15 protein-coding genes are annotated in these 13,560 nt (G+C 35.5%); 2 read left to right on the top strand and 13 right to left on the bottom strand.

All coding sequences use genetic code 11. From position 1 onward, the window contains the following. Positions 1–40: 40 nt before the first annotated feature. Both rpoZ and HBN50_RS15815 read right to left on the bottom strand, forming a co-directional pair. Complete coding sequence (rpoZ, locus tag HBN50_RS15820) at positions 41–253, bottom strand: DNA-directed RNA polymerase subunit omega (protein ID WP_273871669.1); 213 nt, start codon at positions 251–253, stop codon at positions 41–43. Positions 254–337: 84 nt separating this feature from the next. Beyond that, positions 338–2,152 (bottom strand): AMP-dependent synthetase/ligase, encoded by a 1,815-nt coding sequence (locus HBN50_RS15815; RefSeq protein ID WP_273871668.1) that lies wholly within the window; start codon positions 2,150–2,152, stop codon positions 338–340. Positions 2,153–2,553: 401 nt separating this feature from the next. On the opposite strand from HBN50_RS15815, the gene HBN50_RS15810 reads away from it, so the two are divergent. Further along, positions 2,554–2,787 carry a hypothetical protein gene (locus tag HBN50_RS15810; protein WP_273871666.1) on the top strand — a complete coding sequence of 78 codons (234 nt, stop codon included), beginning with the start codon at positions 2,554–2,556 and terminating at the stop codon, positions 2,785–2,787. Here the strand turns inward: HBN50_RS15810 and HBN50_RS15805 are convergent, their stop codons facing one another. The 5 genes from HBN50_RS15805 to HBN50_RS15785 all read right to left on the bottom strand — a co-directional run bounded on the left by HBN50_RS15805 (position 2,788) and on the right by HBN50_RS15785 (position 7,516). Further along, positions 2,788–3,189: a hypothetical protein gene (locus tag HBN50_RS15805; RefSeq protein WP_273871663.1), complete on the bottom strand. Its 402-nt coding sequence runs from the start codon at positions 3,187–3,189 to the stop codon at positions 2,788–2,790. A gap of 132 nt (positions 3,190–3,321) precedes the next feature. Then, positions 3,322–5,052, bottom strand: a complete 1,731-nt coding sequence (locus HBN50_RS15800) for an ABC transporter substrate-binding protein (RefSeq protein ID WP_273871662.1) — start codon at positions 5,050–5,052, stop codon at positions 3,322–3,324. Between the two features lie 45 nt (positions 5,053–5,097). Further along, on the bottom strand, positions 5,098–5,604 hold the full coding sequence (locus tag HBN50_RS15795) for a regulatory protein RecX (protein WP_273871661.1): 507 nt from the start codon (positions 5,602–5,604) through the stop codon (positions 5,098–5,100). Positions 5,605–5,675: 71 nt separating this feature from the next. Continuing rightward, entirely contained in the window at positions 5,676–6,803 is a 1,128-nt protein-coding gene (gene recA / locus HBN50_RS15790; RefSeq protein ID WP_273871660.1) for a recombinase RecA, read from the bottom strand. A gap of 224 nt (positions 6,804–7,027) precedes the next feature. Further along, complete coding sequence (locus HBN50_RS15785) at positions 7,028–7,516, bottom strand: phosphatidylglycerophosphatase A family protein (protein ID WP_273871659.1); 489 nt, start codon at positions 7,514–7,516, stop codon at positions 7,028–7,030. Between the two features lie 50 nt (positions 7,517–7,566). Between HBN50_RS15785 and HBN50_RS15780 the strand changes: the two genes are divergently transcribed. Beyond that, complete coding sequence (locus tag HBN50_RS15780) at positions 7,567–8,811, top strand: TIGR04552 family protein (RefSeq protein WP_273871657.1); 1,245 nt, start codon at positions 7,567–7,569, stop codon at positions 8,809–8,811. Here the strand turns inward: HBN50_RS15780 and HBN50_RS15775 are convergent. From HBN50_RS15775 to HBN50_RS15750, 6 genes are read right to left on the bottom strand one after another with little or no spacing between them, the layout of a single operon-like run. Beyond that, positions 8,808–9,692 carry an alpha/beta fold hydrolase gene (locus HBN50_RS15775; RefSeq protein WP_273871656.1) on the bottom strand — a complete coding sequence of 295 codons (885 nt, stop codon included), beginning with the start codon at positions 9,690–9,692 and terminating at the stop codon, positions 8,808–8,810. The two genes, HBN50_RS15780 and HBN50_RS15775, sit on opposite strands and share 4 nt — an antisense overlap. Then, a complete protein-coding gene (locus HBN50_RS15770) occupies positions 9,685–10,116 on the bottom strand; it encodes an FHA domain-containing protein (RefSeq protein ID WP_273871655.1) in 432 nt (143 codons plus the stop codon). Before HBN50_RS15770 ends, HBN50_RS15775 begins: the two co-directional genes overlap by 8 nt. A 28-nt stretch (positions 10,117–10,144) precedes the next feature. Then, positions 10,145–12,271, bottom strand: a complete 2,127-nt coding sequence (locus tag HBN50_RS15765; RefSeq protein WP_273871654.1) for an ATP-dependent DNA helicase RecG — start codon at positions 12,269–12,271, stop codon at positions 10,145–10,147. Further along, positions 12,243–12,722 carry a transcription elongation factor GreA gene (gene greA / locus HBN50_RS15760; RefSeq protein ID WP_273871652.1) on the bottom strand — a complete coding sequence of 160 codons (480 nt, stop codon included), beginning with the start codon at positions 12,720–12,722 and terminating at the stop codon, positions 12,243–12,245. Before greA ends, HBN50_RS15765 begins: the two co-directional genes overlap by 29 nt. Positions 12,723–12,733: 11 nt before the next feature. After that, on the bottom strand, positions 12,734–13,036 hold the full coding sequence (locus HBN50_RS15755; RefSeq protein ID WP_273871650.1) for a hypothetical protein: 303 nt from the start codon (positions 13,034–13,036) through the stop codon (positions 12,734–12,736). Beyond that, a complete protein-coding gene (locus tag HBN50_RS15750; protein WP_273871649.1) occupies positions 13,036–13,545 on the bottom strand; it encodes a hypothetical protein in 510 nt (169 codons plus the stop codon). Before HBN50_RS15750 ends, HBN50_RS15755 begins: the two co-directional genes overlap by 1 nt. Between the last annotated feature and the right edge of the window lie 15 nt (positions 13,546–13,560).

Here is a 13,560-nt window from a genome sequence, read left to right as displayed (position 1 = left end):
TCTAGGGCTCCTTTTTTTATGTAAAGATTTTGAGAAAAATCTAGAATTCGTCTGAATCGTACTCTTCTGCAGGAGCGTGCTTAACTTTTCCAGCAGCGATTTCTCTAAGAGCAGTTACAACGTCTTTGTTCTTGCTTCTTACAAGAGACTCTGCACCTTCTCTAAGTTGCTTTACTCTTTTAGTTGCAAGGTGAACTAGTTCATAACGATTTTCAACTTTTTCAAGACAATCTTCGATTGTGATTCTTGCCATAGGAAGGTCTCCAGTAGATTTTAAAATACGTACAAGTTTATTTATATATTGCAATAAGTTAATAAAGTCAAAGTTTAACCGATTTTAGTACAGTGCGTCTATCTCGGTAGCAAATTTTTTCAGTATTTCCTTCTTTCTGAGCTTAAGGGAAGGAGTCAGAAGTCCATTCTCAATAGTGAACTCTTCTGGTGATATATAAAATTTCTTTATTGTTTCAAATCTTGCTAACTCAGCATTAGTCTCTTCAATCTCTTTCAATAGAATTTCTCGTGTTCTTGGGTGCTTCGCTATTTCCTCTAAGCTACAACTTGTTTCAAGCCCCATGGCCGGAAGTTCGTCTAAGAAGCTATCTTTTTCAATAGAAACGACTCCAGAGAGGTACTTTCTTTTGTCTCCAACAACCATGAAATTAGAAATATGTGGCTTTGTTTTCAGCATATTTTCAATTTTTTGTGGTGCGACATTCTTTCCGCCAGAGGTAATGATGATGTCCTTCTTTCTATCGGTAATTCTGATATAACCTTCACTAGTTAATTCCCCGATATCTCCAGATTTAAACCATTCTCCATCGAATGCTTCTTCCGTCGCCTCTGGGTTTTTGTAGTATTCTTTAAAAAGAGCCTCTGTTTTGATGAGGATTTCCCCATCGTCAGCAAAACCAATTTGTACATCTCCCAGAGGAGTTCCAACTGTTCCTGGGATTTGCTTACTGAGTGGGTTTAGTGCACACGGAGCAATTGTTTCAGTAAGTCCGTAACCTTCGAGAATAGTGAGATTTGCATTTCTTAGAAACTCGATGATCTTAGGTGAGAGTGGCGCTCCTCCTGAAACGAAAAAGCGAATTTCTCCACCAAATCTCTTATATATTTTTGAGAAGACTAGTTTGTAGGCCAGTTTTCTTTCAATAATTTCTCTCGTTGTAGGTGCTTTATCATTTTGAATCTTTTCAAAGTAACGATCAGAGACTTCTTTTGCCCAGTGGAACATCTTCTTTGTTATAGTTCCTGAGTTTTCGATTTTTTCTAGGATTCCTGCATAAACTTTTTCAAAAATTCTTGGTACAGCAATCATTACATTTGGTTTTACCAAGGCCAAGTTATCGATGATTTTATCAATTGATTCAGCGTAAATATTTTGAGAACCAAGGGCCAGAGGGAGTAAAGAATCACAACGACCTAGAACATGAGATAGCGGAAGAAACGTAAGAAGCTTATCTCCATTAATAATGCTTCCAAGCCTTTGGTGAATGTTTAAAAGCATTGTTGTCACAGCTTTATGTGTAACAACTGCCCCTTTGGGAACACCTGTTGTACCCGAAGTGTAGATGATTGAGGCCATATCTACTTCTTGGATGCTTTCCATTTTTTCTTTGTGGTACTGAGGTTGCTTTTCCTTAAAATCTTTACCTTGCTCTTTCAGTTCTTGTAGAGAAAATATTGTTATTCCCTCCTTAATCTTTACTTTGTCACTCGCTTCAATCTCATCGAACATCACAATCCATTTAAGAGCTGTTAGCTTCTCTTGTACATCTGTGACTTTTTTTAGTTGAGATGAATTTTCAACAAATATTAAAGCAGCACCTGAATGATTTAAAATATATTCAACTTCTTCTTCAGTATACGTATGATAAATTGGAACAACAGTAGATCCAGCACATAGAGAACCTAAGTCTAATAAGTTCCACTTTAAGCTCGTCTGTCCGAGAATTGAGACTTTATCTTCTTTCGTAATACCTAATGAGTAGAGCCCATTACTTACTTTGGACACTTCATTGAAATAAGTTTCGAATGAAAGATAACGAACAGTATTGTTTTCAATCCAACCAACGGCATCGTGATGAGGGGTTTTTTCAACTCTTTTAAGGAAGAGGTTTGATATCGTTTTTTGATCAAGTTTCATTATAAAACCTTTTAAATTGAGTGCTTTAGATTATCTTTAATTATTCTTCATTGTAGTCCTCTTTAATGAAAATAAAAAGAAGGAGTAAAAGGTGAAGACTCAAAAATATTTTCTCGCCTTGGGGAAATGCCTCAAAGTCGCTGAGCATAGAGTAGATATTCATTTCATAGGCAACTATCGAGGTCATTACATCAATAGAATAGTCTTAAAGGGGGACGGATTATCAAAAAGCTTCGAAAAGAACAGTGAATACCTCTTATATTTACTAGAAATTAGAATAAATAAAACAGAGTTAATCTCTAAGTTAATTTCACATAAGGAAATAAATGACACTTTTATTAAACCCTGATAACTAAGTATAATAAGTTTACACATAATCAATTTTAAGAAGAGAGTAATGGATGGAAAAATCTGTTGAACAAATGGCACTTGATGAAAGAAAATTTCTTCATGATTTGAGTAATCAACTTGTTGTTGCTCAGGGAATGGGCGCAATTGTTCACAGAGGCCTTGTTAACTCAGAAGTTGAAATTGATCCTAAGATTATTGAAAGAATAGAAAAAGGAAACAAGGCCGTTGATAAGATGATCGTTCTTATCAAAGAAAGAAGGGCCTTGCTTCATCAGATTAAATAATTATTTAACTTTCAGATCTACATGATCACCAATCATGAATTTACTAATTTCAGTCATTGGAGTTTCTTCCCCAACGTCTAAATTAGATAGAACGCCAATTGCCGCGTTATCTTCTGAATGGATCACTTTAAGTTCACCAAGTTTAACTCTATAAGTATATCTTTTCTTTGTTTCGTAAGGATCAAGGCGAGAGACTGTTCTATAGACCTCTAACATGTTGCCTTTTTGAAGACCTTGCTCTGTTCCAACATTTACATAGAAGTTCTTTTTCGGAACGTGAGTCTTACTCATGGGAACTTCTTGCGAGATATTATAAATAATATAATCTCGAGCAAAACCCATGGTTGCCGTAAATAGGAATACGGGGATGATTAAAGCGTGCAGGCTGATTTTTCTAAGCATCTCAAACTCCAGATTGAGTAATTGAGAAGTGATTCAACTCACTTCTATTAGCTCTATTCGGGATGCCAAAGAGAATCTATAGGTTGGAGTGCTTGAGCGGAAAAAAGTACCTTTAAGGTAGAGGGAAACCCTCTACCTATTATCTATTTTTAGGTACTTAATTTGATTGTAAATAATGTCTGAGTGACGGAAATTCTTGAGTCTTTCGTGTGAAACAATATAGTTTCTTGAATAAAAGAGCATGACCCAAGGAAGTTGCTCATTAACTTCTTTCTCAATTTTTACCATTAGATCGAACTTTTCTTTTCCATCTGGAAGTATCTTCAACTGATCAAATAGATCATCTACTTTCTTATTAGAATAAAATGTAGAGTTTGGTCCATAAGGACTTACGTTCTTTGAGATAAGAAGTTGAAGAACATTCTCAGCATCAGGATAATCTAGCGCCCATCCGTCTAGCCAAAATTGTAGTTTTCCTTTTTTGGCCTTATCGAGAAAGGCCGGAAAATTATTCGTATGAACATCAATCTTTATCCCAATTTTAGATAGAGAAGTTTTAATAAACTCAGCTCTTTGTCTAATCGTTGTATTTGATCCACGCGTATCATACTTGATAATTGGAAGACCTTTTCCATTTGGATAGCCTGCTTTGGCAAGATACTCTTTTGCTTTTTCTAAACTATACTCATAAGGCAAGACATTGGAAGGATCATATCCTGCAATACCCGGAGGGTAGATTGAGTTTGCCTTTTGACCAATATTATTTGTAAACATTGTAATATAGCGATCATAATCAATAGCGTGAGCAATCGCTTTTCTAAGATTGAGGTTCTTCCCAACAATTGGATCATTCATATTGAATGAAAGCCACCAGTAAGTAAGTGAAGGGAAAATTTGTAACTTAATTTTCTTCTTCTTTAATTCTGAATTTAGCTCACCTGAAGGAGTGATTGTCGTATTATAATTATCTTTTGGAAGTGCGAGGTAGTCTATTTTTCCTTTAAGGAAATTTAGCCATCTTGTTTGCGCTTCTTTAATGACTTTGAAATTAACTCTTTCGATAAATGGTAGCTTTTTACCAGCATCTTTTAATAGCTCACGACTATTGGCCAGTCGATCACCTTGAGCAGGATAAAAACGATTGTGATAATTTTCAAATCTCTCAAAAGTAATGATTGAATTTCTTGTCCAGTTTTTAAGCTTGTATGCACCTGTTCCAATTATTCTTTCCCCAAGGTCATTATTGTATTTCATCACCGCTTCCATTGGCATTGGAGAAGCAAATGTCATCGTGAGAGCGTAGAGCATTTGAGGATGTGGCTTAACAAGATCAATGACTAAAGTCGTATCGTCAGTTGCTGTAAGACCTTCTACTTTTAGTGACTTGAATTTCTCTAAATCATTTCCAGCTTGCTTTCTAAACTCGTCAATACCTTTAATCTTTCCTTTAAAAAGCCACCACCCATTACTATTTGTTGGAAGGAAGGCCAGTCTTTTTATTTGAGTGATAAAGTCTTCAGCTTTAACGTAGCGAGGTTTTCCTTCAAAAACAGGGTCGTCGTGATAGCGAATATTTGAGCGGATATTAATAATGTAGCGAGTGCCATCATTTTCTATTTTAGGCATAGACGTCGCAAGAAGTGGTTGAACTTGGTACGGTCTTTTTAAATAATGATATTCAAAGAGTTGGTCATAACCTTGATAGATAACTGAAGCTGAAATTGTATCAAATGATTGTGCTGGATCTAAAGTCGAAATTTGTCCAGCGATTGGAACATTAAGAGTATTTTCATCTAGTTTTGAGCTTTTCGTACAAGAAAAGATCGAAAAAGTTAAAATCAGACTAATGAGTAGTCTTCCCATGTGTTGTCTCCTTCATGATGTCGGAGATAGGCTAACACAACTTTTTTAATCCGTCTTATCGAGATAACGATTAAAGGCATCGGATGCCGCAGAAAAACTGTGTCCTTTTGAGACAATAAAAGTAATGATTTTATTTTTGAATTTATAGAATTCTTCTCTTCCTTCAGGAATAGGTTTTGATCCTATTTTCTTGCTTACGAGATAGTCTACCTGGTCATCAACTGATGTATAGTTATCGCCAAAGATCGAAAGTATATAGCTCTCGTCCACATATATCTTTTCTTGCTCTAGTGATCTTTTAATATGAGATGGAGAGTAGTTTTTAGACATAAGCCCTCTTATTCGGGCATCTGTATAAAAGTCTTCCCTTAAGTATCCATCATCGATGAGCTTTTGTATTGATTCATCAATGTGAGAACTCTCATAACCTTTGAGTCTTAGCTTCTCTCTTAGCTTGTACTCACTATAATCTCTCTTAGCGATGAGATTAATAAGGTAATTGTAAGCCTTCTTTGTTGAAGATTCTTTAACTTTGTATTTGCTTTGGAACATAATAAAGAGCTGAGGAGAATGGTGGCCTACTATTCAGTAGTGACATCACTCATCCTCAACTTAAAATTGGATTATTGAACAGTTTTTTTACTTTTCTTTGTCTTCTTTGTAGCTGTCACTTCTTCTTCGATGATCTCTCCAGTTTCAGTATTTACTTCTTCTGCTAGAGTTTCGACAGGTCCTTCTGCTAGTCCGTGAATAACTAAAATTTTGTTTTTAATTTCTTCCATAATTTCAGTATTCTCTTCTAAAAAGCGTTTCGAGTTCTCACGTCCTTGACCAATTTTTGCATTGTTGTAAGAGAACCATGCACCAGCTTTATCAACGATTTTGTTTTCAACAGCTAGGTCAAGAAGGTCACCACTTTTTGAAATACCTTGTCCGTACATTATATCAAATTCGATGACTTTGAATGGTGGAGCTACTTTGTTTTTTACAACCTTAACTTTCGTTCTGTTACCAACAACATTGTCTCCATCTTTGATAGCACCAGTTCTTCTAATATCTAGTCTCACAGATGAGTAGAATTTAAGAGCGTTACCACCAGTTGTTGTCTCTGGGTTACCGAACATAACACCAATTTTCATTCTAAGTTGGTTGATGAAAATAACTGTACAGTTTGATCTTGAGATTGAACCAGTTAGTTTACGAAGAGCTTGTGACATTAGACGAGCTTGAAGACCTACGTGTGTGTCTCCCATGTCTCCCTCTAGTTCAGCTCTTGGAGTAAGTGCTGCAACAGAGTCAACGATGAGAAGGTCTACTGCGCCTGAGCGTACGAGCATATCCGCAATTTCTAGAGCCTGTTCACCACTATCTGGTTGTGAAATAAGTGTGTTAGGGATGTCAACGCCCAGATTAGAAGCATAAACCGTATCTAGAGCATGTTCAGCATCAACGAAGGCAACTGTTCCACCTTCTTTTTGACACTCAGCTGCGATATGAAGAGTAAGTGTTGTTTTACCAGAAGACTCTGGACCATAAATTTCAATGATTCTACCTTTAGGCACTCCACCAATTCCAAGACCAAGGTCTAAACCAAGACATCCAGTAGAGATTGCAGGAATCTTCTCAGGAGTATTTGAGTCAGCATCAAGCTTCATGATGGCACCTTTACCAAATTGCTTTTCAATAGATGAAAGAGCTAGGTCTAGTGCTTTCTTTTTGTTTGCATCGACTGTAGTAGATTTTGTTGCCATTAAGTACCTCATTAATATGATTTATGGTGATCGCAAAGCGTCCGTACGCTATCACGATGGTTTCAATGTTTCACGGACAAAGTTATGCAAATTGAAGAGACTTCACAGATTTCAAGACCTTGTATTTTCGGGCTTAAATTTAGGGCAGCTTCAAATATTTACTTCGTTCAGTAAGTTTATTTTGTGCGTAAGTTATGCGTAAGTCAAGGGGTAATTTGCGTAACTTAGAGAATGTTTAATTTTGTAAGAATTAGGTATAGGAGCCCTGCGTAAACACCACTTATAATATCATCTAAGATTGTACCAATACCGTTTTTGACGTTTTTATCGACGTAATTTGCTGGCCAAATTTTCACAATATCGAAAAATCGAAAGAAAATAAAAATGACAACGTAATGAATCCAGTGATGCGATTGTAGAAACAACCATGTAACCATGATCCCGAGTACTTCATCGATAACGATCCATGATGGATCCTCAACTTTTAACTGTTTTTGAACATGGTCAGTAATAAAACACGAGATAATAAAGGTAATAACAATAAAAGGAATAAGAAAAAAGAATGGTGTACCAAATGCACCAAGAGCATAGAGAAATGGCATTGTAGCTAGTGTTCCAAAAGTTCCAGGGGCCCATGGGATATGGCCAACTCCAAAAAAGGAGAGGAAAAGGTTTTCTAGGCTAAGGGCGTTAAGTCTCTTATTGTCATTCATGGTAATTATGATATCTTATTTCGAACGTTTACTAAAGGTTTTAAAAGCTTATGAATAGACCTGATTATTTATCTAAATATATTTTTGACTGGGAAGTTTTTGATGTTGTTATTGGCGGCAAGTCTTCGCTTGATTCAAAGTTCCTGGGAGATCAGAAATTCAATATAGATAAGGTGAACTCTTTTCTTAAGAGTTATGGTCTTGATCCAAGTGATAATATTAGTAAAGCTGAGCTCTTTGGGAACTTTCAAGAGGCCCTTCAGTTTATCCGACGTTATTTCCTTAAAGAGGGAAGTCGTGATGGCCTTGATCTTAAAATACCAAATTCACTATATATGGTTACTGATATCAGTGATGTATTTTTAACGGCCACAGGTGCTGATCCTTCAAAGACTTATGAGGAGAAGTTATGGTGTGAGATCGTTTTAAAAATCATGCATACTATTTTACATGTTGATAAGGATCTCCGTTCTAGCTACTTTAATGTCATTCAGACTCAGATTTTTGATAAGTTTTATAAGTATCTGTATCGCGATGAAGAGCAAAATTTATTTCTAGGGACAAGTGATAATAAATATCAAATCCCATTAATAGATTTTGAAACGAAGTCTAAGAAAACTCGTGATAGTGTTATTATTAAACTTCTTCATAAGGCTGAAAATGTCGCTGAAGAATTATTTGATAGAATTGGAGTAAGAGTCATCACCAAAACTCGTTTCGACTCGCTTCTTGCTGTGAAGTTTTTTGTTGAGAATAACGTCATCATTCCTCACAATATCAAGCCTAGTCGTTCAGTAAATACGATGGTGAATCTGGATAATTTTAGAAGAAGACATAGTGAAATTCTAAGAATGGCATTACGTAATAATCTTTCAGAAGAGCGTTTTTTACAGGCTCTAAATAGAGAGATTATGGAAAATGGATTTTCTAGTAAAAACTCTGATCGAAATCTTCACTCTAAGAAAGGTTATCAATCAATTCAGTTCACATGTAGACAGTTGATCAAATATAAAAATCCATTTATGACAGAATTTCATGACCTTCGTAAACTAGCTAAGAAGGCCGATGAAAATGATGAACTCAGAAAGAAGATTCTTTCAATGGATTTCTCTCTTATTGCTAGAGATGTTCGATTCTTTTACCCATTTGAAGTTCAAGTTGTAGATGTCGATGCTCATAAGCAAAATACTGAAGGTGAGGCATCTCACCAAGAGTATAAGAGAAGTCAAAAAATATCTGCTATGAAGAGAGTTTTTAAAGACTTACTTCAATACAAAAATATGAACGTAGATTAAGAATTTAAAAATCGTGAAATTCTATCATTAATAGAGTCTGGAAAATCGACTTGAGGAACATGGCTTCCGTCTTTTACGATATAGAGTTCTGAATTCTTAATATATTGATAGAGAATTTTTTGAAGATAGTTAGGAATAACTTTATCTTTATCGCCACCAATGATGAGAGTAGGTGTTTTTATCTTCTCGAGATCATTTATAATATCATGCTCTTTCATCTGATTAAGTAGATGAAAAAAGAGATCGCTATTAAGTTCACCAATTCTCTTCATATACAGTTGAACAAAATCATCACTTGTTTTTTTCGGATTAAACCCACCTCTTAAAACAGCAAGTCTTGCAATGGGGTTTTTATATGAACTTTTCCAAATAGATTCGAATAGATCGGAAAAGTTCTTAGCAACATCTTCAATATAAGGCGATGTTATGTCGACAATATTCGAGTCGAACATAATATCTTGTGGTGGTAAGACTGTTCCGGATATCAGTGTTTGTGATTTTATGAATTCAGGGTAGAGACGTGCGTATTCTAATGTCACATTCACGCCCATACTATGCCCGATCATGTGAACATTTTTCGAATTAATATCTTTTAAAATTGAATGAAGGTCGTTAGCAATATTTTGAAAGGTGCAAGTCTCAATTCCATCACTGCATTCAGATGAAAAGTGACATCTATAATCATGAATGAGGATTTGATATCCTAGATTTTCAAAGTAGGGTAGTTGATACATCCAGTGTGCATTGGAGCAAACTAGGCCGTAATTAAAAACGAGTAAAGGCTCATCCTTTTTTATGTTCTTGATTTCAAAATTAGTTGAGTACAGGATTTTGGTGTTTTGGTCTGTGTATTTATAGGCACTATAATTTGTTTTAAGCATCTTTTTCTTTTCCAGCTATGATGACTTCTTTTTCAAGGAGATCAAAAATCTCTTTCATCTCAGGAGTCTCATTTATTGCATTTGAAATCTTTTCTTCAAAATTAACTGTAATTGGATTCCAGTTTTCCTTCGCTGATTCTAATAATAACTGAGTTTCACCGATCGTAATTAAATCGCCAACTCTTAGAAGTTTAGACCCAGATATTTTCTTTCCATTTATTTTGTAAAAAAGCTCCGAGTTTTCACCTGTAACAAGAACTCTATCATCTTTAACTTTTAAAGTTAAAACCTGTTTCTTTATGGCCATATCTTTCAAGTAAATATCACAGGATTTTTTTGACCCAATCTTGATTTGATCAAAATTGAAAGTGAAGGGTACGAGCTTCTCTATATCTGGTGATTTAAGAACTTTAAGTTTTATCATAGTATTATTTTAATACTTATTCTCATTCTTATATAGTAGAAAAAATTCTCTCGTCATTTTTAAAAGATTCAATAAGCTTAGAGAGTTTTTCACTAATATTATTTTTATCAAGAATTTCATCAACATCCTCTCGAGCTTGTAGTAAGTGATTTTGATGAAGGACGATATCTGCGAGTCTTTTAGTTGACTGGATTCCTGATTGGTTTGTACCAAAAAGATCTCCTGAGCCTCTAATTTTTAAATCTTCTTCTGCTATTTTAAATCCATCAGTGTATTTTTCTATAACTTGAAGTCTTTGTAAGCTCTCTGGTGAAACTTGGCGATCGTTAACTAGAAAACAGAAGCCAGGCTTATCTCCACGTCCTACGCGACCTCGAAGTTGATGGAGCGAAGAAAGTCCAAATCTCTCAGGGTTCATTATGGCCATCACCGTTGCATTCGTGACGTTAATACCGACTTCAATTACACTTGTAGCGATAAGAATATCAATTTTATGTGTTTTGAAATCTTTGAAAGCCTCTGACTTTTCATCTGGTGAAAGTTGCCCATGAAGACCCTTAATTCTATAGTTTGGAAAGAAATTTTCGAATCTTTTTAAGACTTGTTCTAAATAAAGAAACTCTTGTGTCTCACTTTCATTAATTGCTGGAACAACAATATAGACCTGTTCAGACATTTGAAGACGAGTATTGATGAAGCTTAGAAACTTCTCAAATGTCCCTGGTGTTACGACTCGCGTTTTACAACCTTTTCTACCACTGGGCATTGTCTTAATTATCGAGATATCAAGATCTCCATATTGAGTTAGGCTAAGAGAGCGTGGAATAGGTGTTGCTGTCATAATTAGACAGTGGCTACCTTTTTGCTTATTTGCTAATTTAAGCCTTTGTTCAACACCAAACTTATGTTGTTCATCAATAATAGATAAACCTAGATTTTTGAATTGAACACTATCTTGAAAAAGCGCATGTGTTCCAATTATGAGATCAATTTCACCAGAGAGTAGACATTCTTTGATATTCTTTTTTTCTTTTTCAGTTGTACTTCCGATAAGAAGAGCAATCTTCATTCCTAGTGGAGATAAGAACTCTTGTGCTTCCTGATAATGTTGAAGTGCAAGTGATTCTGTAGGACACATTAGCGCACTTTGATAATTTTCATAGTGACATAATAGGGCGCTAATAAGAGCGACAGAGGTTTTCCCACATCCGACATCACCTTGAACCAACCTCATCATTGGCTTCTCTCCGAGTAAATCGTGTCGGACCTCATTAATTGTCTTGTTCTGATCTTCTGTTAATTGGTATGGAAAAATATTGAGCGCTTTGTTAAAGTTCTCATCATTTACTTTTATCTCAATTCCTGGAAGAAGAGCATTCTTATCTTTTCTAAGCTTTATTTTAATTTGTTCTAAAAAGAACTCTTCATAAATAAGTCTTTCTTTTGCACGGTCAACTAATTCATTACTCCAACTGTCTGCTGAAATCTTTCCGTGCATAATTTTGAATGAATCTTCTAGAGTTAGAAAACTTCTTTGTGTTATAAGTTCAGGCGTAAGAGTCTCATCAATTGAGTCCCAAAGATACTTTGGAATCTTGTCGATTGTTCTTTTGACATTAGTTGTATTAACGCCATTAATAGTCGGATATTGAATCTTTAAAGTATTGGAAGAGGTTGATTCTAAACTCTCTTGATATTCTTGAAACTCTGGATTTAATATTTGTAATTGACCCATATATTCTGTGATGACACCGACAAACTCAATTGTGTCGATCTTCTTAAGTTTATCATTTACAGAACCATAAGAGTTGAACCATTTGAGGGTTAAGGTTTGCGTACTGTTTAGATCTTGAACGATGACTGTAATATTCAAGAGCATCGCTCTACCTTTTCCGCGGGCCTTGAAATTCGGTCTACTTTGAATTGAGACGATCTTGCCTCTTCCACGAAAGTATTGGTCTATTGATGCTTTATTAAAAGAATGAGCATCTGGAATAAAATGAATTTTTAAGGGAAGTATCCAGAGTAAGTCTTCAATTTTATCTATATTTGCTTGCTGAAGACTTGTAAGAGTTTTAGAGCCCCCTCGAGTAAATAGACTTTCGAGGGGGGAACTCCATAATAATTTATTTGTATTCGAAACTGTCGACCTCATATTCAACTTCACCTTTTGGTGCTTTTACGACAACAGTATCTCCTTCCTCTTTTCCTAGCAATGCTTTTCCTAGAGGAGAAGTAAAAGAGATTTTTCCTTTAGACATATCAGATTCATGCTCTCCAACAATTTGGTAAGTCACTTCTTCATCTTTATCTACGTTGATCAGTGTTACAGTAGCACCAAATACGATTGTATCACTATCTGTTGACTCAACGTCAATAACTTTACTTCCAGCAACAATTCCTTGAAGAAGAAGAATTCTTCCTTCAACTACCGATTGTTTTTCTTTTGCAGCATGATATTCAGCGTTTTCTTTTAAGTCGCCAAGCTCTCTGGCTTCAGAAATCGTTACTTTTAATTCTTCACGGACAACTTTAATAAGGTGATCGAGTTCTTTTTGAACTACTTCGAAACCTTCTCTTGTCATTGGTGATCCATTTAAACTCATAATTTACTCCGTTAATCTTTAAATAGGGCATTTGCCTGGGCCATGATATCGTCGCTATCACTACCGCTATTTCCGGTTCCTTTAAGAATAAAGTAGTCACAGAAATTTGCCTTCTCTTTATCAACAATTCTGTCTGCACTCGATTCACGACATTCATTATATGCAGACGGGTCATAGAAGTTACACATTTTACAACAATGGACAGAGGCGTAGCAATGAGGACATTCCTCACTACGTAGAATTTTCTGACCAGTCGTTAAGCTAAGTTCTTTATTGCAATTATAGCAGGTTATTGCCTTATTATCATTAAACATTAAAAACTCCAGCTCTTGTCGATAAAAAACTTTGCTCCCGTCTTCTCGCTTTCCCCACTGGAGTCGAGGTCGGGACCAAAGTAAATTCTTGGTAAGTTTCTTTTGTTATATTCTTCAATCGCTCTGTTCAAATTTTCTTCGTTGGCCCTTTCATAGGTTTTAGCTATGAGGAAGTTTACAAGGATAATTGCACTTCCACCGATAAGAAGAGTCTTTTTTGTCGAGTTACTGCTGCTACTAAGAAGTCCTGTTAATAATAAAGATGTTCCAACAGTTCCAAGTGCGGCATTCTGCCACTTTGTCTTAGTGCCCTCTTGATATTTATTTAGATACTTCATTGCGACTTCATCTTTTTCAAGATGATAACGCAGTCCTTCACCTTTTTGAGTTGAGTTCGTATCCACAAGAACTTCTTGATAATTGATAACGGCAACACGACTACATGTCTCTTGTGAGAATGAAGTTAGTGAAAGTGAAAAAGCTAAAATAATAAAAATAAATTTACTCAACTATTGTCTCCAATG

The sequence above is a fragment of the Halobacteriovorax sp. GB3 genome, assembly GCF_028649655.1.
Lineage (GTDB): Bacteria > Bdellovibrionota > Bacteriovoracia > Bacteriovoracales > Bacteriovoracaceae > BSW11-IV.
This window is presented reverse-complemented; position numbering and strand designations above follow the sequence as displayed.

Excerpts from the sequence above, each read along its gene's own strand:
- HBN50_RS15785 (WP_273871659.1), bottom strand. The coding sequence starts at position 7,516 with ATGAATGACAATAAGAGACTTAACGCCCTTAGCCTAGAAAACCTTTTC.
- recA (WP_273871660.1), bottom strand. The coding sequence starts at position 6,803 with ATGGCAACAAAATCTACTACAGTCGATGCAAACAAAAAGAAAGCACTA.
- greA (WP_273871652.1), bottom strand. The coding sequence starts at position 12,722 with ATGAGTTTAAATGGATCACCAATGACAAGAGAAGGTTTCGAAGTAGTT.
- HBN50_RS15770 (WP_273871655.1), bottom strand. The coding sequence starts at position 10,116 with ATGATAAAACTTAAAGTTCTTAAATCACCAGATATAGAGAAGCTCGTA.
- HBN50_RS15780 (WP_273871657.1), top strand. The coding sequence starts at position 7,567 with ATGAATAGACCTGATTATTTATCTAAATATATTTTTGACTGGGAAGTT.
- HBN50_RS15775 (WP_273871656.1), bottom strand. The coding sequence starts at position 9,692 with ATGCTTAAAACAAATTATAGTGCCTATAAATACACAGACCAAAACACC.
- HBN50_RS15815 (WP_273871668.1), bottom strand. The coding sequence starts at position 2,152 with ATGAAACTTGATCAAAAAACGATATCAAACCTCTTCCTTAAAAGAGTT.
- rpoZ (WP_273871669.1), bottom strand. The coding sequence starts at position 253 with ATGGCAAGAATCACAATCGAAGATTGTCTTGAAAAAGTTGAAAATCGT.
- HBN50_RS15805 (WP_273871663.1), bottom strand. The coding sequence starts at position 3,189 with ATGCTTAGAAAAATCAGCCTGCACGCTTTAATCATCCCCGTATTCCTA.
- HBN50_RS15810 (WP_273871666.1), top strand. The coding sequence starts at position 2,554 with ATGGAAAAATCTGTTGAACAAATGGCACTTGATGAAAGAAAATTTCTT.
- HBN50_RS15795 (WP_273871661.1), bottom strand. The coding sequence starts at position 5,604 with ATGTTCCAAAGCAAATACAAAGTTAAAGAATCTTCAACAAAGAAGGCT.
- HBN50_RS15755 (WP_273871650.1), bottom strand. The coding sequence starts at position 13,036 with ATGTTTAATGATAATAAGGCAATAACCTGCTATAATTGCAATAAAGAA.
- HBN50_RS15765 (WP_273871654.1), bottom strand. The coding sequence starts at position 12,271 with ATGAGGTCGACAGTTTCGAATACAAATAAATTATTATGGAGTTCCCCC.
- HBN50_RS15800 (WP_273871662.1), bottom strand. The coding sequence starts at position 5,052 with ATGGGAAGACTACTCATTAGTCTGATTTTAACTTTTTCGATCTTTTCT.